This is a genomic window from Pseudomonas marginalis (assembly GCF_900105325.1).
GTDB classification, from domain to species: domain Bacteria; phylum Pseudomonadota; class Gammaproteobacteria; order Pseudomonadales; family Pseudomonadaceae; genus Aquipseudomonas; species Aquipseudomonas marginalis.
In genome coordinates this window covers 1,354,817-1,373,203 of record NZ_FNSU01000001.1, presented here as the reverse complement: position 1 = coordinate 1,373,203, position 18,387 = coordinate 1,354,817, and the positions used below count along the sequence as shown (strand labels likewise).

At 58.7% G+C, this 18,387-nt stretch carries 14 protein-coding genes, 4 tRNA genes and 2 pseudogenes; 7 read left to right on the top strand and 13 right to left on the bottom strand.

Going from position 1 to position 18,387, the window contains the following annotated elements:
* Window positions 1-9 precede the first annotated feature (9 nt).
* The 3 genes from BLW22_RS06720 to BLW22_RS06710 are packed head-to-tail and all read left to right on the top strand — an operon-like array spanning window position 10 to window position 4,221.
* A complete protein-coding gene (locus tag BLW22_RS06720; protein WP_074844770.1) occupies window positions 10-1,587 on the top strand; it encodes a carbamoyltransferase C-terminal domain-containing protein in 1,578 nt (525 codons plus the stop codon).
* A 27-nt stretch (window positions 1,588-1,614) separates the two neighbouring features.
* Window positions 1,615-2,964, top strand: coding sequence for an ATP-grasp domain-containing protein (locus BLW22_RS06715; protein WP_074844767.1), 1,350 nt, complete (start codon window positions 1,615-1,617; stop codon window positions 2,962-2,964).
* A 51-nt stretch (window positions 2,965-3,015) separates the two neighbouring features.
* Entirely contained in the window at window positions 3,016-4,221 is a 1,206-nt protein-coding gene (locus BLW22_RS06710) for an MFS transporter (RefSeq protein ID WP_083381322.1), read from the top strand.
* 21 nt (window positions 4,222-4,242) lie between these two features.
* Here the strand turns inward: BLW22_RS06710 and BLW22_RS06705 are convergent, their stop codons facing one another.
* From BLW22_RS06705 to BLW22_RS06670, 8 genes and pseudogenes are all read right to left on the bottom strand, one after another.
* Complete coding sequence (locus BLW22_RS06705) at window positions 4,243-4,854, bottom strand: glutathione S-transferase (RefSeq protein ID WP_074844764.1); 612 nt, start codon at window positions 4,852-4,854, stop codon at window positions 4,243-4,245.
* 250 nt (window positions 4,855-5,104) lie between these two features.
* Window positions 5,105-5,780, bottom strand: a pseudogene (locus BLW22_RS06700) (inovirus Gp2 family protein).
* Between the two features lie 476 nt (window positions 5,781-6,256).
* Window positions 6,257-6,385, bottom strand: a pseudogene (locus BLW22_RS06695) (AlpA family phage regulatory protein).
* A 439-nt stretch (window positions 6,386-6,824) separates the two neighbouring features.
* On the bottom strand, window positions 6,825-8,129 hold the full coding sequence (locus BLW22_RS06690; protein ID WP_074844757.1) for a tyrosine-type recombinase/integrase: 1,305 nt from the start codon (window positions 8,127-8,129) through the stop codon (window positions 6,825-6,827).
* 233 nt (window positions 8,130-8,362) lie between these two features.
* Window positions 8,363-8,439 (bottom strand) — tRNA-Asp (locus BLW22_RS06685).
* Between the two features lie 19 nt (window positions 8,440-8,458).
* Window positions 8,459-8,534, bottom strand: a tRNA-Val gene (locus BLW22_RS06680).
* Between the two features lie 176 nt (window positions 8,535-8,710).
* Window positions 8,711-8,787 (bottom strand) — tRNA-Asp (locus tag BLW22_RS06675).
* A 19-nt stretch (window positions 8,788-8,806) separates the two neighbouring features.
* Window positions 8,807-8,882, bottom strand: a tRNA-Val gene (locus BLW22_RS06670).
* A gap of 159 nt (window positions 8,883-9,041) precedes the next feature.
* Here BLW22_RS06670 and rdgC point away from each other — a divergent pair.
* The 3 genes from rdgC (at window position 9,042) to sugE (ending at window position 11,441) form a co-directional block, all read left to right on the top strand.
* Window positions 9,042-9,962, top strand: coding sequence for a recombination-associated protein RdgC (rdgC, locus tag BLW22_RS06665; RefSeq protein WP_065939896.1), 921 nt, complete (start codon window positions 9,042-9,044; stop codon window positions 9,960-9,962).
* A gap of 91 nt (window positions 9,963-10,053) precedes the next feature.
* The gene (locus BLW22_RS06660) at window positions 10,054-11,019 is read left to right on the top strand and encodes a bile acid:sodium symporter family protein (RefSeq protein WP_074844754.1); all 966 of its coding nucleotides are present in this window, start codon (window positions 10,054-10,056) and stop codon (window positions 11,017-11,019) included.
* 107 nt (window positions 11,020-11,126) lie between these two features.
* Window positions 11,127-11,441 carry a quaternary ammonium compound efflux SMR transporter SugE gene (gene sugE / locus BLW22_RS06655; RefSeq protein ID WP_027607103.1) on the top strand — a complete coding sequence of 105 codons (315 nt, stop codon included), beginning with the start codon at window positions 11,127-11,129 and terminating at the stop codon, window positions 11,439-11,441.
* A gap of 56 nt (window positions 11,442-11,497) precedes the next feature.
* Here the strand turns inward: sugE and BLW22_RS06650 are convergent, their stop codons facing one another.
* The 3 genes from BLW22_RS06650 to BLW22_RS06640 form a co-directional block, all read right to left on the bottom strand.
* Window positions 11,498-13,372, bottom strand: a complete 1,875-nt coding sequence (locus BLW22_RS06650) for an MFS transporter (RefSeq protein WP_065924523.1) — start codon at window positions 13,370-13,372, stop codon at window positions 11,498-11,500.
* Window positions 13,373-13,429: 57 nt separating this feature from the next.
* Window positions 13,430-14,578: a TDT family transporter gene (locus tag BLW22_RS06645; RefSeq protein WP_074844751.1), complete on the bottom strand. Its 1,149-nt coding sequence runs from the start codon at window positions 14,576-14,578 to the stop codon at window positions 13,430-13,432.
* 88 nt (window positions 14,579-14,666) lie between these two features.
* Window positions 14,667-15,866, bottom strand: a complete 1,200-nt coding sequence (locus BLW22_RS06640; protein ID WP_074844749.1) for an MFS transporter — start codon at window positions 15,864-15,866, stop codon at window positions 14,667-14,669.
* Window positions 15,867-15,957: 91 nt separating this feature from the next.
* Here BLW22_RS06640 and BLW22_RS06635 point away from each other — a divergent pair, with 91 nt between their 5' ends.
* Complete coding sequence (locus tag BLW22_RS06635; RefSeq protein ID WP_065947283.1) at window positions 15,958-16,497, top strand: TetR/AcrR family transcriptional regulator; 540 nt, start codon at window positions 15,958-15,960, stop codon at window positions 16,495-16,497.
* Between the two features lie 128 nt (window positions 16,498-16,625).
* On the opposite strand, the gene BLW22_RS06630 is transcribed toward BLW22_RS06635, so the two are convergent.
* On the bottom strand, window positions 16,626-17,405 hold the full coding sequence (locus tag BLW22_RS06630) for an ABC transporter permease (RefSeq protein WP_012723134.1): 780 nt from the start codon (window positions 17,403-17,405) through the stop codon (window positions 16,626-16,628).
* Complete coding sequence (locus BLW22_RS06625; RefSeq protein ID WP_027607098.1) at window positions 17,402-18,334, bottom strand: ABC transporter ATP-binding protein; 933 nt, start codon at window positions 18,332-18,334, stop codon at window positions 17,402-17,404. Before BLW22_RS06625 ends, BLW22_RS06630 begins: the two co-directional genes overlap by 4 nt.
* Between the last annotated feature and the right edge of the window lie 53 nt (window positions 18,335-18,387).

The following is an 18,387-nucleotide window of genomic DNA, read 5'->3' as shown; positions in this document are numbered from 1 at the left end:
GAAGACCCCATGCAGATTTTTTCGATGAAACCCGGGCACGACGGTGCCGTGGCCCTGATCGACACTGACCAGCAAAAGCTGCTGTGGTCGTTTGAAGCCGAGAAAGACAGCTTCCCGCGCTATGAAGCCTTCAATCCCCATCAGTTCGTCGAAGCGGCCGGTTTGATGGACCAGGTGCCTGACGTGGTCGCGATCAGCGGCTGGGGCAAAAACTCGCTGGATGAAGGCGCCTCGATTGGTGCCGGCTACTACGGCACAGCGGATGAACAAACCTTGGTTCAAGCGCGCAACCTGTTTGGCAAAGAGGTCCAATACTTCAGCTCCAGCCATGAAAGCTCGCACATTTGGTGCGCCTATGGCCTGTCGCCTTACGAGCAGGGTCGCCCGTGCTATGCGTTGGTCTGGGAAGGCGCATTGGGTGACTTCTACTTCATCGACGAGCACCTGCAGGTGCAGCACCTGGGGTCGGTGATGAAAACCCCGGGCAACAAATATGGCTTCCTCTATGCACTGGCGGACCCGACGTTCACCCTGCCCAAGGGCAAGCTGCGTTTCGAGGACCCCGGCAAATTAATGGCGCTGTGTTCCTACGGTGAGTCCGGTGAAATGACGCCCCAGGAGCGTGAACTTACCGACTTCCTGCTGGACCGCGACAGCATTCTGCTGAGCCTGGCCAAAGACGACCTGAAGGACTCGCCGTATTACAACATCGGCCTTGAACACCCTGACTTCACCCGCATGGCAAAACGTTTCTCGGATGCGCTGTTCGATCGTTTCTACCAGTACGCCAGGCAACACCTGACCCAGGGCAAACACCCGCTTCTGGTGGTGGGTGGCTGTGGTTTGAACTGCGACTGGAACACCATGTGGAAAGACTGCGGCCTGTTCGATGACGTCTTCGTGCCGCCGTGCACCAACGACACCGGCTCGGCCATCGGCACGGCCGTGGATGCCATGCGCCGCCTCACCGGCAAGGCCAAGGTCAGTTGGGATGTCTATTGCGGCCAGGCTTTCGTCGACGATCAACCCCACATGCCGGATGTGCATCGCGAGCCCCTGGATCCGGCGAAACTGGCCGAGTTTATCGGTACCGGGCACATCATTGGTTGGGCCCAGGGCAACTGCGAGATTGGCCCACGCGCCCTGGGTAACCGTTCGATCCTGGCCGAGCCGTTCTCGACGCAAACACGCGACCGCCTCAACGCCATCAAAAAGCGCGAAGGCTTTCGCCCCGTGGCCCCCATTTGCCTGGAAGAAGAGGTACACCGCCACTTCGACTGGCAGGGCCCGTCACCGCACATGCTGTATTTCCAGAAGGTCATCAATCATGACCTGGGCGCCATCACCCACGTCGACGGCACGGCACGGGCACAGACCGTGAACGCGCAACAGAACCCCGGCATCCATGCACTGCTCAGCGCCTTCCGGGATCGCTTCGGCGCCGGCGTGCTGTGCAATACATCGCTGAATTTCAACGGCACGGGCTTCATCAACCGCACCAGCGACCTGTACCACTACTGCAAAACCAATGGGCTGGACGGCTTCGTCTACAACGACACCTTGTGCACCTTCAAACCCCAGGATTAAGCCCGGACACTTTCGCCAGGAAACGCCATGAAAAAGAAAATCCTCTACGTCTATTCAATCGGCGGTCCACCGCTGGATTATTTCTACCCCAAGATGGTCGAGCGCGCCTCGGTCCACACCTGCATTGTCAGCCCGGTGTCGGCCTACAATCGCCAGATCATCGAACGCTACAGCGAGCATGTCGAAGACTTCAGCGGCCTGAGCGCCGACGCCGCCATGGAGCGGGTCTATGCCTACGCCACGCAGATCAGCCCCGACGCACTGTTCTCGTTTGCCGAATTTCTCTTGAGCTCGGTCTCGAACATGGCCGACTCCCTGGGACTGCGCGGGGTGGGGCCTAATGTCATGCTGGCCCGCAACAAGATTCTGATGCGCCAGCACTGGGCCTCCGCGGGCATACCGCAACCCTTGTTCTGCCCGGTCAGGTCGCTGGATGATCTGCCAGGCACGCGTAAATTGCGCCTGCCGTTCCTGATCAAGCTGGCGTACGGCGCAGGTTCCATCGCACAGCAAATTATCCGCCGGCACGAAGAAAGCGAAAGCGCGGTGATGCGCATGCTGGACCTGACCGAAGTCACACGTCAGCAGGGTGACCACGAGTTCAGCGAAAGCCAGGGTTTCCCGCAACTGATTGCCGAGGAAATCATCGAGTCGACCACCGATTCCTGGTACGAGGAAGAGGGTTATGGCGATTACCTGAGCGTTGAGGGCCTGGTGCGCGACGGCCAGTACTACCCGATCGCCATGACCAGCCGGCTGCGCACTATCGAGCCGTTCACCGAGCTGGGTAACGTGGCGCCCTGTGTGCTGGACAGTGAGAAAAAACAACGGATCGTGCAGTGGGTGAGTCGCTCCATCGATGCCCTGGGGTTGCAGAACTGCGCGACCCACACCGAACTCAAGCTGATGGCCAATGGCGAAGTATCCTTCCTGGAAACCGCGGCGCGCATGGGTGGCGTGGCGATCGCCAAGGAGCTTGATGAGGTGTTCGGCGTCGACTATGTCGGCCTGTTCCTGGACGTCATCCTCGGCAATGAGTGCGAGATTCCCGGCTTCGAAGAAACCCCACCGCGCTGTGCGGCGGCCTCGATCGCCTTGATCGGTTGCGACAGCCTGGGGACCCAATGGACGTCCTCGCGGGTGTTCGCGCCGAGCCAGGTGGACTGGAAAGCCCTCACCGGCCACGAGACCTCGGTGAATGTCGAGCTGGCGCAGTCCATCTCGCCAGGCGCGCCCTTCCCGCCTTACGACCTGTCCGGCGGCGTACTCAATTATGCCGGGCAAGCGTTTCTGATCAGCACTGACGCCAGCACGCTGAAAGCGTCGGCCTACAAACTGCTGGATGGGCTTGAGCAACAGTTGCCTGAATCCGTATGACCCACACGGCAGCCGCGGCTGCCCGACCACTTTTTTGAAATGGATCGAATCATGGACGCCAGAAAATTGAGCATGACGCTATGGGTGATCAACCTGGCGTCCATCGCCGGCTGCACCGTCAGTTACGTCTACCTCTCCTATTACCTCTACAACGCGACCGGCAATGTGCTGCTGGCCGACGCGGTGCTGGTTGCACCGATGCTGGTGCCGATCCTGCTCTACGTCGCCATCAAGAAAGTCGCGGCCTCGGGCTCGCCACGACCAATTTTCGCACTGGCCAACGCAGCCTGTCTGATATCCGCGGTGGGGATATTCCTGCTGCTGCCAAGGTTCCCCATAATTGCCATCGCAGGTGCGTTGACCATCGGCTTCCTTGATGCGCTTCAGCGAGTAACGCGGATCGTCGCGATCAAACGATTTTTCTCGGGCGAAGACGTTAAATTCGCCGTGCCCATGACCCTGACCGCGCAGTTTATTGCCGGTGGCCTGGCCGGTGTCATGCTCGCTTACTTCAAGGGCCAGACCACGCCGATGATCATTCTGAGCGCCGTCGCTGTGCTCTTTACGGTCGCCGGCCTGGTGTCATTGCTGCTGCCCGACAGCCAGGCGATTGAAGACAAGGAGTCGCCCGACGCGCCAACCCTGCTCAAGAGCAACAACCTCGCGAACCTGCTTAAAAACAACCCGCTGCTCAAGCACTATTTGATGGCGTCCATCGTGTTCGTCAGCGTCTTCCAGGGCTTTTTCAACATCTCACGGGTAACGCTTCCCGCGCACCAGTTGGGCCTGAACGATGAATACGTGGGTTACCTGCAGATCCTCAGCAGCCTGGGCGCGCTGATCGGAGCAGTCGCGTTCTACTTTTATAACAAGACCGGCCGCACGTTCAGTGCCACCGCGGTGCGCCTGGTGAGTATCGCCAGCCTCGCCGCGCTGTGTGCCGCCAGCAGCGGCTACAACGTGGCGAGCAGCTACACCGCCTACTTTGCCTACATGTTCATGTGGGAACTGATGTTCTTCAATTACGAAGCCAACGTGGTCAACGCCTGCTCCAGCGCCGACATGGCTCATGTCGCCACCTACCAGTACGCGGCGTCCTACTTTGGCATCATTTCAGTCACCCTGGCCGGCGGCCTGCTCACCCAATACCTCGGTTTGCTGCAGACCGCGCTGATCCTGTCGGCCCTGTACCTGTGCTATATGCTGAGAGAGGCCTATTCGTCCAACAGCCAACGCTCGTCCCTGGTGAAGGACTGACCATCAGGCGCTCTGGTGCCATTAAACCTGGGGGTAGCGTTTAAATAGCTCGGTAGCTTCCCAGCGTGCCGCATGTGCCTGCAACGCTGGGAAATTATCCGCCCTGACCACATCAGCGACCATCAACTGAATGAACGACCAGGCGACGGCGCTGGTGATGTCGTCCTGACCCGGCCGATCTAGCGAAACCGGTTGTCGCCCCGACAATTGGGTATCCCATGCACGACAAGCAGCCAATAACTGCCTGGTTACCCGCTCCAGCCAGGGCTGATGGCGTTTTTCCTCCGGTCGCAGCTGATATTCGTAGACGATCTGCACTGCCTTTTCGCAGGCAGCCAGTGCCAGCCCTAAGCTGCGCAGCGAAGCGGCCAAAGGCAAGGCCTCGTGCGGCATCAATTTTCGCTCAGCCGGGCTCAACGCCTCGAAATAGTCGATGATTAGCGTCGAATCCATCAACACGTTGCCATCATCCAGCACCAAACTTGGTGCTTTTACCACCGGGTTGATCGCACCGAATGCTTCGAACTCGCTGAATACCGAAAGTGCGGCGTGTTCGAACGAGACCCCCATCACCTCCAGCGAAATAGCCACACGTCGAACATATGGGGAATCGAGCATGCCGATCAATTTCATCAGGTGAACTCCTTGGTAATAGAGGTTAATCCTATTTCTTGGCTGCGTTGCAGAGAAGTGAAATTTGAGTGTTGGCATGGGGCATTGAGAGATATCGTCAGGCTCTGAGCGTCATCGGGCTGTAGCAAAAAAGGTAAGCCCAATACAGAGCGGCGCAATGATCAAAGGGCGGAAATAAACCGCAGAATACAAAAAGGGCCTGTAAAAACGTAATATTGTTCACTTACGTCGGTGTCGGAAACCCGAACCGTCACCCCCTACTGCAACCAAACCCATGCTGATTGCTTCCGTAGGCCTTGGTAGCCGACTTGCAGAGGTAGCTAGCCCTTCTGAAAAGTGAAACAAGCCCATCGCCACCAAACCCTTTCGCAGATTTTTCCCTGGCTACTCTGTAGGTCGCGTTATCTGGAATCTCTACCAGTCCTACAACTAGATCGACTGGCATCCCCCAGCGCGCTCGCCCACGCCTCGTTCAAGCGGCTGAACATGTTGGCTCGGTCTGAAGCGATTTTGCCTACCGTGTAAAAAGCGTCTCGGTTGAGCAATATCAGCAGATGGTAGTGCGGCCTTCCACGCCACCCTTGCTCTCGTGCCCACACGTACCGAACTTTGCAGCTATGAGCGTGCTGGTACCGCCGTGCAGCTATTTCGCGGTGATGCTTCACCTTTGATTTGAATGAGGCGAAGAACCTGCTAATGACCTCGTTGGAATCTATGTAATCGTCCAGTTCAATATCACAGGGAAGCCGTAGGTTCACCCTGAATGCCAGCACCCTGGGATATTGATCAAGTGCCAGGCAGATGGTGCGTTTTAGATCAGCCAGGTATTCGCGGATGAGTGGGCCTTTCTCCACCATCACTGGCAGCCCTTCGAAGGTGTCGTCGTAGTGGAAGTGAAGGTTTCGGTTATCGGGGTGACGAAGCATGATTACTACTCTTGGAGTGGTGGTCATAACCTCTGCACACTGAGTAGTTTTTAGCCCGGCCTCCTTCCTGCCCCAGATGCATTCGCCTTCGAGGGATGCACCTAGCGGATGGGTATCTGTAAGTCTATAAAGCATATTACCCGCACCGACGAAGTAACCTCCGAGAGCTGCGAAGGCATATCGCTGAAATCCCAACAATATGTTGAGTTTTTTAATAATCCCTTCACTCTGGAAAAAAAGCATCTCCCATGCATGAGCCTGCTCACACTGTCGGCAATTGTGATCAACTCACTGGACGCATGCCATGAGTCACTGAAGCGTTCACAACGACCCGCACAGCATCCGGCATAAGCGCCATGGTCGGAGTTGATCCGACCATGGCGCTTATGCCGGTTAGTCAACACCCTTCACGCAACAAATTATTCGGCCGTGTCGCGCTCTTCGATCCGAGCCAAAATCCACTCGTGTACCTCCTCCTACACTCAACCAACGCTGCGCTCTCCCAGTGAAACCGGCTTAGGGAAGGCTCCCTCGGCGATGTACTTATAGATGGTAGACCGACCAAGACCAGTGATTTCTACGGTTGGATGAATCAAGCCGTGCAAGCCACGCTCTCAGCGGCAGCCTAATCTGGTCACGCGGTTTCAGGTGGATCGATAGGGGCTCAGAGTTGAATGGATGGGCTTCGAGCCCCAGATCTTCTAGCCCCGATTCGCTGACATTTCGTCTTATGGGGCTATTGGAACTTCCCGGTTAGCGCAGCCGCCCAACAGTCAAAACTGGAGGCTGCCGAAGAGTCGTCAATTAGTTCCCCTCACAACCTCCATCGCCGAACTTACTGCGGAGGACATTGGCGCCTAGAAATCTCGCGTCCACTTTCTTCGAAACAGACGATGATTCCATCCAAAGCCAGTCGTTTCGTAGGAGTAAGGGCCCTTAGAAATAAAAAGGGGTCACGAGATAAAATCTCGCAACCCATTGAATATATCGTCAGGACGGAGCGATTCGAACACTCGCCCCCTAGCACCCCATGCTGCTATCACCCTATTCCAACTGAGAGCCCAGAAAACACGCAGGAACTCGGCCGATCTGCGGCATGTATGCTTCGGGCGTAGGCGGCGAAACGCCGACCTCGAGTGCATCTAATAAATCCGCCCAATATTGCATCATCCTACGTCTCGGCTCGACGTATTCCGCATGATTGTACGCAGCTCGAACTTGGTTGGCATCAGCGTGGGAAAGCTGCGCCTCAATCCATTCTTCTGCAAAGCCAACCTCGTTGAGCGCCGTTGAGATGGTGGCCCTGATCCCATGACCGGTGAGCCTGCCTTTGTAACCCATACGGCTGATCGCGGTGTTAAGAGTATTTTCACTGATCATTTCCTGCGGTTCGTATCGGTGAACCAGCAGATAACGCGCACCGCGCGCCCTTAACTGCATCAACCGCTGCACAATTGCAATTGCTTGAGCAGAAAGCGGAATCACGTAAGGTGGGATCTCATTCCCCTGTGTTCGCACACGACTCCGGAGTTGCTTCACACCCTCCGGCGGCACCCGCCAGATTCCTTTGTCGAAGTCGAATTGGTCTGGCGTCGCCGCCCGTAGCTCTCCTGTGCGCACCCCTGTCAGCAGCAATAGACGGATACCAAGCCGTGTCGCTTCTGCACACCCATAGTGGGTGACGGTTCTGAGCAGTCCTGGAAGCTCATTTACCTGGAGGAAGGGATTATGGCGAACTGGCCGCGGCGTCTCAGCAACGATATCAAGGTCCGCGGCAGGGTTCACTTCAATAAGCCCTTCCGCCATGGCAAAACGAAAGATTTGGTTGAGCCAGGTGCGTACCTTTCGAGCAGAGACCAGCGCCCCTCTGCGCTCAATTCGCCGAATGAGCTCCAGCACGTCACCACGAGAAACATTCGCGATCGGAAGATCGCCCAAACAGGGCAGCATGTCCTTCTTCAGGTATTTGCTGGCTTGCCCTGCACTGCCCTTCGTACTTTTCGTCAGCTTCTTACTTCGGAACGCGTGCCAACGACCAGCAACCGCTTCAAACGTGTTGTTGATGGCGTGAGAGGCTTTCTGCCGCTCAGCACGGCGATGCAATCGGGGATCGATATTGTTGGCCACCAGCGTACGTGCAGCCTCTCTCCGCTGACGAGCCTCCTTGAGACTCACGTCGGGATAGATGCCGAGGGAAATACGTAATTGCTTGTCATGCCAATAGAAACGGAAATGCCAGCGCTTCGAACCCGTTGGGGGCACTTGCAGAGATAAGCCATCGCCATCAGTTAACGTATAAGGCTTGTTGGCGGGCTTGGCTTGCTTGATCGCTGTATCTGTCAGAGCCATCAGACACCTCCTTTCGCATCAAGGAGGGGAATACAACCCTGTGCTAGACGGACCAATGCGAAAATTGATGCGCAATGAATCGTAAAAGGCTGTGCCAGCGGTGTACTTAAATATGTACTTAAAAACCGTGGCTGGAGATGGAATCCAGTGGAATTCAGAAAACGAAAAAAGCGGCTCAAGGCCGCTATTTCCGTGGCTTCCAGGCGTTCAGTGGGCCTTAATGGAAGCAAATATGGCGCAGCGGACGGGACTCGAACCCGCGACCCCCGGCGTGACAGGCCGGTATTCTAACCGACTGAACTACCGCTGCGCGTAACACGTGAAGCGAATGGTGGGTGATGACGGGATCGAACCGCCGACCCTCTGCTTGTAAGGCAGATGCTCTCCCAGCTGAGCTAATCACCCTTCGTTTCGGTGTGGGCGCATCATACACCAAAAAATCGTAATGTCTTGATTTAAATGCAATTTATTCAAAAAAAGTTCATCGTACGATTTTTTGCCATATTCCGGACAGCAAAAAGCCCGCGATCAGGCGGGCTTTCTGTGGTGACCTGGCGTTCAGCGTTCCAGGCTACCGAATATGGCGCAGCGGACGGGACTCGAACCCGCGACCCCCGGCGTGACAGGCCGGTATTCTAACCGACTGAACTACCGCTGCGCGTAACACATGAAGCGAATGGTGGGTGATGACGGGATCGAACCGCCGACCCTCTGCTTGTAAGGCAGATGCTCTCCCAGCTGAGCTAATCACCCTTCGTCTCGGTGTGGCGCGCATTCTACGGAGCGACCTTGGGTCTGGCAAGCACTTTCTTAAATCTTTTTTTTGAGGCCTTCCAATGGCTTAGGCAGGGTTGGCCTGGGGCGCTATCAAGAGAATAATGCCCCCCTTTGTATAAAGGAGAGACTCACCCCATGTGGTTCAAGAACCTGCTTATCTATCGCCTGACCCAAGATCTGCCTGTTGATGCCGAGGCGTTGGAAGCGGCCATGGCCACCAAACTGGCGCGCCCTTGTGCAAGCCAGGAGTTGACCACCTACGGTTTCGTCGCGCCTTTCGGTAAAGGCGAGGACGCTCCCCTGGTTCACGTCAGCGGTGACTTCCTGCTGATCGCCGCCCGCAAGGAAGAACGCATCCTGCCGGGTAGCGTGGTGCGTGACGCACTGAAAGAGAAAGTCGAAGAGATCGAAGCCGAGCAAATGCGCAAGGTCTATAAAAAGGAACGCGACCAGATCAAGGATGAAATCATCCAGGCCTTCCTGCCCCGCGCCTTTATTCGTCGTTCGTCGACCTTTGCCGCCATCGCGCCGAAACAGGGCCTGATCCTGGTGAACTCCGCCAGCCCGAAACGCGCCGAAGACCTGCTCTCCACCCTGCGGGAAGTGATCGGCACCCTGCCGGTTCGCCCACTCACCGTGAAGACCGCGCCCACGGCCATCATGACCGACTGGGTCACCACCCAGAAACCGGCCGCTGACTTCTTCGTCCTCGACGAATGCGAACTGCGCGACACCCACGAAGACGGCGGCATTGTGCGTTGCAAGCGCCAGGACCTGACCGGCGAAGAAATCCAGTTGCACCTGACCACCGGCAAAGTCGTGACCCAATTGTCCCTGGCCTGGCAGGACAAGCTGTCCTTCATGCTCGACGACAAGATGACCGTCAAGCGCCTGAAGTTCGAAGACCTGCTGCAAGACCAGGCGGAACAGGACGGTGGTGAAGAGGCCCTGGGTCAACTGGACGCCAGCTTCACGCTGATGATGCTGACCTTCGGTGACTTCCTGCCGGCGCTGATCGAAGCCCTTGGCGGCGAAGAAACCCCGCAAGGTATCTAAGCCGTTTGAAGATCAAATTGTGGGAGGGGAATTACCCCTCACACATTTGATCGCATTTGCACTTCAAGAATCTAATAACAAGGACACCCCCATGCGCGCACTCGCCGCCTTGAACCGCTTCGTCGGCAATACCTTCGCCTACTGGGTGTTGATCTTCGCCGTCGTGGCTTTCCTCGAGCCCAGCTGGTTCATCGGCCTGAAAAGCGCCATCGTCCCGCTGCTGGGCCTGGTGATGTTCGGCATGGGGCTGACCCTCAAACTTGAAGACTTCGCCGAAGTCGCTCGCCACCCGTGGCGCGTGGCTCTGGGCGTGGTCGCGCATTTCGTGATCATGCCGGGGGTGGCCTGGCTGCTGTGCCAGGCCTTTCACCTGCCGCCGGAAATTGCCGTCGGCGTGATCCTGGTCGGTTGCTGCCCAAGCGGCACCTCCTCCAACGTGATGACCTGGCTGGCCCGTGGCGACCTGGCGCTGTCGGTGGCCATCGCTGCCGTCACCACCCTCCTCGCCCCGCTGCTCACCCCGGCGCTGATCTGGCTGTTGGCCTCGGCCTGGTTGCCGGTGTCGTTCATGGAGTTGTTCTGGTCGATCCTGCAAGTGGTGCTGCTGCCGATCGTGCTCGGCGTGGTCGCGCAACGCGTGCTCGGCGAGCGGGTCCGCCATGCGGTGGACGTGCTGCCCCTGGTGTCGGTGGTCAGCATTGTGATCATCGTCGCCGCGGTAGTGGCTGCCAGCCAGGCGAAAATTGCCGAATCGGGCCTGCTGATCATGGCTGTGGTGATGCTGCACAACAGCTTCGGCTACCTGCTGGGCTACTTCACCGGCCGCGTGTTCAAGTTGCCATTGGCCCAACGCAAGTCGTTGGCGCTGGAAGTGGGCATGCAGAACTCAGGGCTGGGCGCCGCCTTGGCCAGTGCGCACTTTTCGCCGTTGGCGGCAGTGCCCAGTGCGTTGTTCAGTGTCTGGCACAATATTTCCGGGGCATTGCTGTCGACGTATTTCCGCCGCATGAGCGAGAAGGAAGACCGCCGCGTAATGGAGAACACGCCGCAAACTTGATCGCATGATCAATTTTCGGCACTCTACCGAGCTTCGCGGGGACGACCTCGCGACGCTGTCGAGGCGCACAATCCGGGGACGACCCCGCCTATGGAAGCGAGGTCATCATGTCCTGGATCATTCTGTTTTTTGCCGGCTTGTTCGAAGTCGGCTGGGCCGTCGGCCTGAAGTACACCGACGGTTTCAGCAAGCCACTGCCCACGGCCCTGACGATTGCAGCCATGGCCATCAGCCTCGGCCTGCTGGGGCTGGCCATGAAAGAACTGCCCCTGGGCACCGCCTATGCCATCTGGACCGGCGTGGGTGCGGTGGGCACCGTGATTGCCGGGATTGTCCTGTTCGGGGAGTCCATGGCGTTGTTTCGATTGGCCAGTGTGGCGTTGATCATTTGCGGGCTTGTTGGGCTTAAGATCAGCGCTTAGGCCGCTACCGCCATCGGGGGCAAGCCCCCGATGAGTCCGGAACATCCAGCACAGAACTACCTGACACTCCCCCGCAAAACACCCACCACCGCCTGCAACTGCGCAGGCGTAGCCGCCCCCACGGCAACAGGCTCACCCGCCACCAATACCACCCGCGACCAGATCCGATGAAAGAAGCCCTTGTGCGGATCGCGGCTGAAGAAACTCCCCCACAGCCCCTGCAACGCCATCGGAATCACCGGCACCGGTGTCTCTTCCAGGATGCGCGTCACCCCACCACGGAACTCATTCATCTCGCCATCCGCCGTCAATTTGCCTTCCGGGAAGATACACACCAACTCCCCGTCCTTCAGGTACTGGGCAATGCGCGTGAAGGCCTTTTCGTAGATCTGGATATCTTCATTGCGCCCGGCAATCGGAATCGCCCCGGCGGTGCGGAAGATAAAGTTCAGCACCGGCAAACGGTAGATCTTGTAGTACATGACAAAGCGAATCGGCCGACGCACCGCGCCACCGATCAACAACGCATCGACAAACGACACGTGATTGCACACCAGCAACGCTGCGCCTTCGTCCGGGATCAGGTCGAGGTTGCGATGCTCCACGCGGTACATGGAGTGGCTGAGCAGCCAGATCATGAAGCGCATGGTGAACTCGGGGACGATCTTGAAGATGTAGGCGTTGACCGCGATGTTGAGCAGCGACACCACCAAGAACAACTCCGGGATCGACAGCTTGGCCACGCTCAGCAGCAGGATCGACACGATCGCCGATACCACCATGAACAGCGCATTGAGAATGTTGTTGGCGGCGATCACCCGCGCCCGCTCGTTCTCGGCGGTACGCGACTGGATCAGCGCGTACAGCGGCACGATATAGAAGCCGCCGAACACACCCAGGCCAAGGATATCGAACAACACCCACCAGGCTTGGCCGTAGCTGAGCACCGCGAGCCAATCGTTGGCCTGGACGTTCTGCGGGAAACCGCCGGAATGCCACCACAGCAGCAGGCCGAACACCGTCAGGCCGAACGAGCCAAACGGTACCAGGCCGATTTCCACCTTACGCCCGGAGAGTTTTTCGCAGAGCATCGAGCCCAGGGCGATGCCCACCGAGAACACGGTGAGGATCAGGGTCACCACGGTTTCATCGCCGTACAACCACTCCTTGGCGTAGGCCGGGATCTGCGTCAGGTAGATCGCGCCGACAAACCAGAACCACGAGTTACCGACAATCGAGCGCGACACCGCCGGCGTCTGCCCCAGGCCCATGCGCAGCGTGGCCCAGGACTGGGTGAAGATATTCCAATCCAGGCGCAGTTGCGGCGTGGATGCGGCCGCCCGTGGAATGCTGCGGCTGGCCAGGTAACCCAGCACCGCCACGCCGACAATCGCCACCGCCACGATCGGCGCGTAATGGGTGGACGACATCATGATCCCGGCGCCAATGGTGCCGGCCAGGATGGCCAGGAACGTACCCATCTCCACCAGGCCGTTGCCACCTACCAGCTCATCTTCGTGCAGGGCCTGGGGCATGATCGAGTACTTCACCGGACCGAACAGCGCCGAATGGGTACCCATGGCAAACAACGCCAGCAGCATCAATTCCAAATGGTTGAACAGGAAGCCTGTGGCACCGACGGCCATGATCACGATCTCGCCGATCTTGATCGCACGGATCAACGCATCCTTGTTGAATTTTTCGCCAAACTGCCCGGCCAGCGCCGAAAACAGGAAGAACGGCAGGATAAACAGCAAGGCGCACAGGTTGACCCAAATGCTGCGGTCACCGTCGATGGTGAGCTTGTAGAGAATCGCCAGGATCAGCGATTGCTTGAAGATGTTGTCGTTGAAAGCGCCCAGCAACTGGGTGATGAAAAACGGCAGGAAGCGCCGTGTGCGCAGCAAGGTGAATTGTGAGGGGTGGCTCATCGTCCGTGTTCCTGCGTGGCCTAATAGTTATCAGGCCACGACTTTACCTAACTCCGCTTACTTATTCCCTAGTCCTGCAATGCACGGCGAAACAAAAAGCTCTCCCTTATAGGCGCCCTGCACGGTGCGCTTGGCCACGATCAGCCACATCAGCGCCAACGCCACCACCAGCAGGCTACCGAAGGCGCTGAAGAAGCCCAGGTGCAGCAGGCTCGCCAGCTTCAGCGTGGCCAGGGCGTACACCCCTAATGGGAAGGTAAAGCCCCACCAACCGAGGTTGAACGGGATACCGCCGCGCAGGTAACGCAGGGTGATCAATACCGCGATCAGCATCCACCACAAGCCGAAGCCCCACAGGGTGATGCCTGCGACCAGGCCGAGCCCATTGGCTATTTCACCCACGCCGGACAAGCCATTGGCGGCAAAGATCGCCGGAGCATCGCCGCCCAGCAACAACATGCCCAGGGCACCGGTACCGATCGGGCCCAGCGCCAGCCAGCTCGACGCAGCCATGTTGGCGTGGGGCAGTTTGTGCAGGGCCATGCGCAACATCAGGATGGTCAGGATGCTGAACGCCACCGGCAGGGAAAACGCCCATAACACGTAGCTGGTCACCAGCATCACCAGTTGCGAATGAACGTCCGCCAGGTGCGGCGCGAGCAAGCCGCCGCTGGCTGCGGCGACTTCGGCCGCCACCACCGGCAGCAACCAGACCGCAGTCATCTGATCGATGCTGTGTTCCTGGCGGGTGAACATCATGAAGGGAATCAGCACACCGCAGGCCAGGGCCATCGCCACATCCAGCCACCACAGGGCTTCGGCCAACGCAATCACATCGGCGCCCCAACGCGGCAGGCCAAACAGCAGCAAGCCATTGAGAATGGTCGCCAGGCCCATGGGGATGGTGCCGAAGAACATCGAGACCGTGGAGTGCCCGAAAATCCGCCGCGCCTCGTGGAAAAACATCACCCAGCGCGCGGCATACAGGGCACTGAACAGAATGAACAGACCAATGGTGAACCACCACAGTGCTTCGGCAATGGCCTGCACACCTGGCAGGTTGACCGGCCATTGCGCCAGGGCCAGCGCCAGCACGCCGGTGCCCATGGTCGCGGCGAACCAGTTGGGGGTGAATTGGCGAATCACTTCCCGAGGCCGGGTCAGGTGACTGAAGGGTTTGTAGCTGATGGTCGTCGAGCAGTTCATGATGGCAATCCTCTTCCTCGCATGAGGTTGAGGCCATGGTAGAACCTGATCGAATATCTATATAACGGGTAATATCTCTAACTGTTATCTACTTTACAGATATGCAGGCCGCCTTGGATTTTGCCGAATCCTGCAGCAGCAAGGCGACCAACGCCCCGAGGGCCAGCAGGATCAGTACAGCGCCGTAACCGTCGGTGGTGACGATCAGGCCAAAGCTGCGAATCAGGTTGCCCGCCAGCAGCGAAGGTAAGCAGAACGCCAAATAACTCAGCACATAGAATGCCGACATCAAGCCTGCCCGTTCATGGGGCAAAGCCAGCGGCACCACACTGCGCAATGCGCCGAGAAAGCCGGCGCCGAAGCCGCTGCCGGCGATCAATGTGGCGATAAAAAACAGCGGCAGGCTGGCGCTGTGCACCGCAGTAAGGATCAGCGCCACCCCCACCGCCAGCAGCGTCGCGCCCAGGCGCAGCACCTTGCTGGCCGGGCGATTGCGCAGGGTGAAGATCATCAGCGCGCCACTCAACGTCAGCACCGCCACCAGGCCGCCACCGATAAGGTTCGATGTAGAGCCTGTCGCCGCCCGTACCAGCGACGGCGCCAGGGACAGGTAAAAGCCCCCCATCGCCCACACCGCCACGTCCACCGGCAATGACAGCCACAACGCGCGACGCGCCTGGGGCGGCACATGCAGCGTGGGGCGCAGCGAGGCCAGTGCACCGGGAATACGATCAACGGTTTCCGGCAGGCGCCACACATACAGCGCCTGCATCAGCATCAGCGCCAGCAGCGTCCAGTAGATCAACTGCGTCGGCAGTGGCGCGAACTCCGCCAGCACGCTGCTGCCCATCGCACCGCACGCCATGCCCAGCAGCGGTGCCACGCTGTTGACCAGCGGGCCCTGCTGGCGGTCGGTGTCGAGCAAGGCCGCGCCCAGCACCGCCGTGGCCATGCCGGTGGCAAACCCCTGTACGGTACGCGCAGCGATCAGCCAGGCCACGCTGTCTTCATTGATAAACAGCAGCATCGCCAACATATTCAGGACCAACGCCGTAAAAATCACTGGCCTGCGTCCCAGGTGGTCCGACAGCGCGCCCACGGTCAACAGCGCCGCCAACAGGCTCAGGGCGTACACGCCAAAGATCAGCGTGAGCGTGCCCGCCGAAAAATGCAGCCCCTCCTGGTACAGGTGATACAACGGTGTCGGCGCACTGGAAGCGGCGAGAAACGTCAGCAACGTGACCGCGAGGAACACCAGGCTGGAACGATGAGAAGTGAGGCTGGACATGGGCACGCTCCGCTAAAGCTAATTTTTTGCTTTTGCGGAGTGTGCTACTCGCCGGCGCTTAAAGCAAATTCTTTGTGTTAAGGTCACACGCATGGCGATAAAAGAAGGCCTCCGCCCGGGGGGCCGCAGTGCCCGGGTACAGGAATCGGTCCATTCGGCCGTGCGTGAATTGCTCGAAACCCATGAGCGCTCCAGTGTCACGGTGCCGATGATTGCCGCGCGCGCAGGCGTAACGCCCTCGACCATCTATCGGCGCTGGGGCGACCTCTCGGTGCTGCTGGCGGATGTGGCCCTGGCGCGCATGCGCCCTGACAGCGAGCCCGCCAACACCGGCAGCCTGCGTGGCGACTTGCGGGCGTGGGCCGAGCAATACCTGGATGAGATGAGTTCGGAGCCGGGCCGCAACATGATGCGCGACCTGCAATGCAGGGGGACGCCGGGCTACTGCGTGAGCATCTTGAGTGGGCAGCTGCAGGCAATTGTCGACCGTTATCCGCACCAGTCGCCACCGAGCGTGGACCACTTGATCAATCTGCTGGCAGCGCCGACGGTGTTTCGTATTCTGTTCTCAAGCGCACCGCTGAACGTTGAAGAACTGCACACGCTGATCGAGCTGGCACTGAAAGCCTGAAGACCTGACACAAAAACCAAATGTGGGAGGGGGCTTGCTCCCGATAGCGGTATGTCAGTCAGCTTATCTGTAGCTGACACATCGCAATCGGGAGCAAGCCCCCTCCCACATTTTTTGACCGCGTTTTATCAGGTACGCATCCCGCGCCCGCTCACCAGCAGCTTCGCGCAACCGATATACAACACCACAGTCGCCACCAGCATGAAGGTGATCGCCACGCTGATCTTGATATCCGACACGCCCAGGATGCCGTAGCGGAAGGCGTTGACCATGTGCAGCACCGGGTTGGCCAGCGACACGGTCTGCCAGAACGGCGGCAGCAAGGTGATGGAGTAGAAGACCCCGCCCAGGTAGGTCAGCGGCGTCAGCACGAAAGTCGGGATGATCGAGATGTCATCGAAGTTGCGTGCAAACACGGCGTTGATAAACCCCAGCAGCGAGAAGATGGTCGCCGTCAGCACCACCACCAGAATGGTGACGCCGAGGTGATGCACCTGCAGGTGGGTGAAGAACAGTGATAGCAGCGTCACGATCACGCCCACCATCAAGCCGCGCAGTACGCCACCCAGGGTGTAGCCGATCAAAATGGTATGCGGCGACACCGGCGAGACCATCAGCTCTTCGATGGAGCGCTGGAACTTGCTGCCGAAGAAACTGGAGACCACGTTGCCGTAGGAATTGGTGATCACCGACATCATGATCAGGCCCGGCACGATGTACTCCATATAGGTGAAACCACCCATGTCGCCGATCTGCCGGCCGATCAGGTTACCGAAGATCACAAAGTACAACACCATGGTGATCGCCGGCGGCAGCAGGGTCTGCGGCCAGATCCGGGTAAAGCGCTTCACTTCGCGGTAGACGATGGTCTGCAGTGCGACGAGGTTGGGTTGCAGCTCAGAACTCATACCGCCACCTTCGTCAGATTTTTCTCCACCAGGGACACGAACAACTCCTCAAGGCGATTGGTTTTATTACGCAGGCTCAGCACGTCGATGTTCTGCGCCGCCAACTGGGTGAACAACGCAGTGATGCCCATGGCTTTATCCACCTGGACTTCCAGGGTGTGGCTGTCCACCAGGCGGCTGGGGTAGCCGAGCAGTTGCGGCGGTGCCGACAGGTTGTTCTTCAGGTCGAGCAGGAAGGTTTCCACATGCAGTTGGCCCAGCAGGTTACGCATGCTGGTGTTCTCGACGATGGTGCCGTGGTCGATGATGCCGATGTTGCGGCACAGCTGCTCAGCCTCCTCCAGGTAATGGGTGGTGAGGATGATGGTGATGCCCTTCTCGTTCAGCTCGGTGAGGAAGGTCCACATCGAACGACGCAGTTCGATGTCCACGCCGGCGGTGGGCTCATCGAGGATCAACAGGCGCGGTTCATGCACCAGTGCGCGGGCAATCATCAAGCGACGCTTCATGCCGCCGGACAGCGAGCGGGACGGCACGTCGCGCTTGTCCCACAGGCCCAACTGGGTCAGGTATTGCTCGGCGCGCTCCTTGGCAACTTTCGCCGGGATGCCGTAGTAGCCAGCCTGGGTCACGACAATGTCGAAAGTCTTTTCGAACTGGTTGAAGTTGAATTCCTGGGGCACCACACCGATGGAGCGCTTGAGCGCCGCCGGGGATTTGTCCAGGTCGTGGCCGAAGATATTCACCGTGCCGCTGGTCTTGTTGACCAGAGTGGAGAGGATACCGATGGTGGTGGATTTGCCGGCGCCGTTGGGGCCGAGCAAGGCGAAGAAGTCACCTTCGGCAACGTCCAGATCGATACCACTCAGGGCCTGGAAACCGTTGCCGTAGGTTTTGGTTAGCTGCCGGATGGACAGAGCGGAACTCATATCGGAATACGCACCAAAGAAGGGAATAGAAAGAGTAGATGAGGGCGCAGCGC

Excerpts from the sequence above, each read along its gene's own strand:
- BLW22_RS06630 (WP_012723134.1), bottom strand. The coding sequence starts at position 17,405 with ATGAGTTCTGAGCTGCAACCCAACCTCGTCGCACTGCAGACCATCGTC.
- BLW22_RS06650 (WP_065924523.1), bottom strand. The coding sequence starts at position 13,372 with ATGAGCCACCCCTCACAATTCACCTTGCTGCGCACACGGCGCTTCCTG.
- BLW22_RS06645 (WP_074844751.1), bottom strand. The coding sequence starts at position 14,578 with ATGAACTGCTCGACGACCATCAGCTACAAACCCTTCAGTCACCTGACC.
- BLW22_RS06625 (WP_027607098.1), bottom strand. The coding sequence starts at position 18,334 with ATGAGTTCCGCTCTGTCCATCCGGCAGCTAACCAAAACCTACGGCAAC.
- BLW22_RS06705 (WP_074844764.1), bottom strand. The coding sequence starts at position 4,854 with ATGAAATTGATCGGCATGCTCGATTCCCCATATGTTCGACGTGTGGCT.
- sugE (WP_027607103.1), top strand. The coding sequence starts at position 11,127 with ATGTCCTGGATCATTCTGTTTTTTGCCGGCTTGTTCGAAGTCGGCTGG.
- BLW22_RS06660 (WP_074844754.1), top strand. The coding sequence starts at position 10,054 with ATGCGCGCACTCGCCGCCTTGAACCGCTTCGTCGGCAATACCTTCGCC.
- BLW22_RS06635 (WP_065947283.1), top strand. The coding sequence starts at position 15,958 with ATGGCGATAAAAGAAGGCCTCCGCCCGGGGGGCCGCAGTGCCCGGGTA.
- BLW22_RS06720 (WP_074844770.1), top strand. The coding sequence starts at position 10 with ATGCAGATTTTTTCGATGAAACCCGGGCACGACGGTGCCGTGGCCCTG.
- BLW22_RS06640 (WP_074844749.1), bottom strand. The coding sequence starts at position 15,866 with ATGTCCAGCCTCACTTCTCATCGTTCCAGCCTGGTGTTCCTCGCGGTC.
- BLW22_RS06690 (WP_074844757.1), bottom strand. The coding sequence starts at position 8,129 with ATGGCTCTGACAGATACAGCGATCAAGCAAGCCAAGCCCGCCAACAAG.
- BLW22_RS06710 (WP_083381322.1), top strand. The coding sequence starts at position 3,016 with ATGGACGCCAGAAAATTGAGCATGACGCTATGGGTGATCAACCTGGCG.
- rdgC (WP_065939896.1), top strand. The coding sequence starts at position 9,042 with ATGTGGTTCAAGAACCTGCTTATCTATCGCCTGACCCAAGATCTGCCT.
- BLW22_RS06715 (WP_074844767.1), top strand. The coding sequence starts at position 1,615 with ATGAAAAAGAAAATCCTCTACGTCTATTCAATCGGCGGTCCACCGCTG.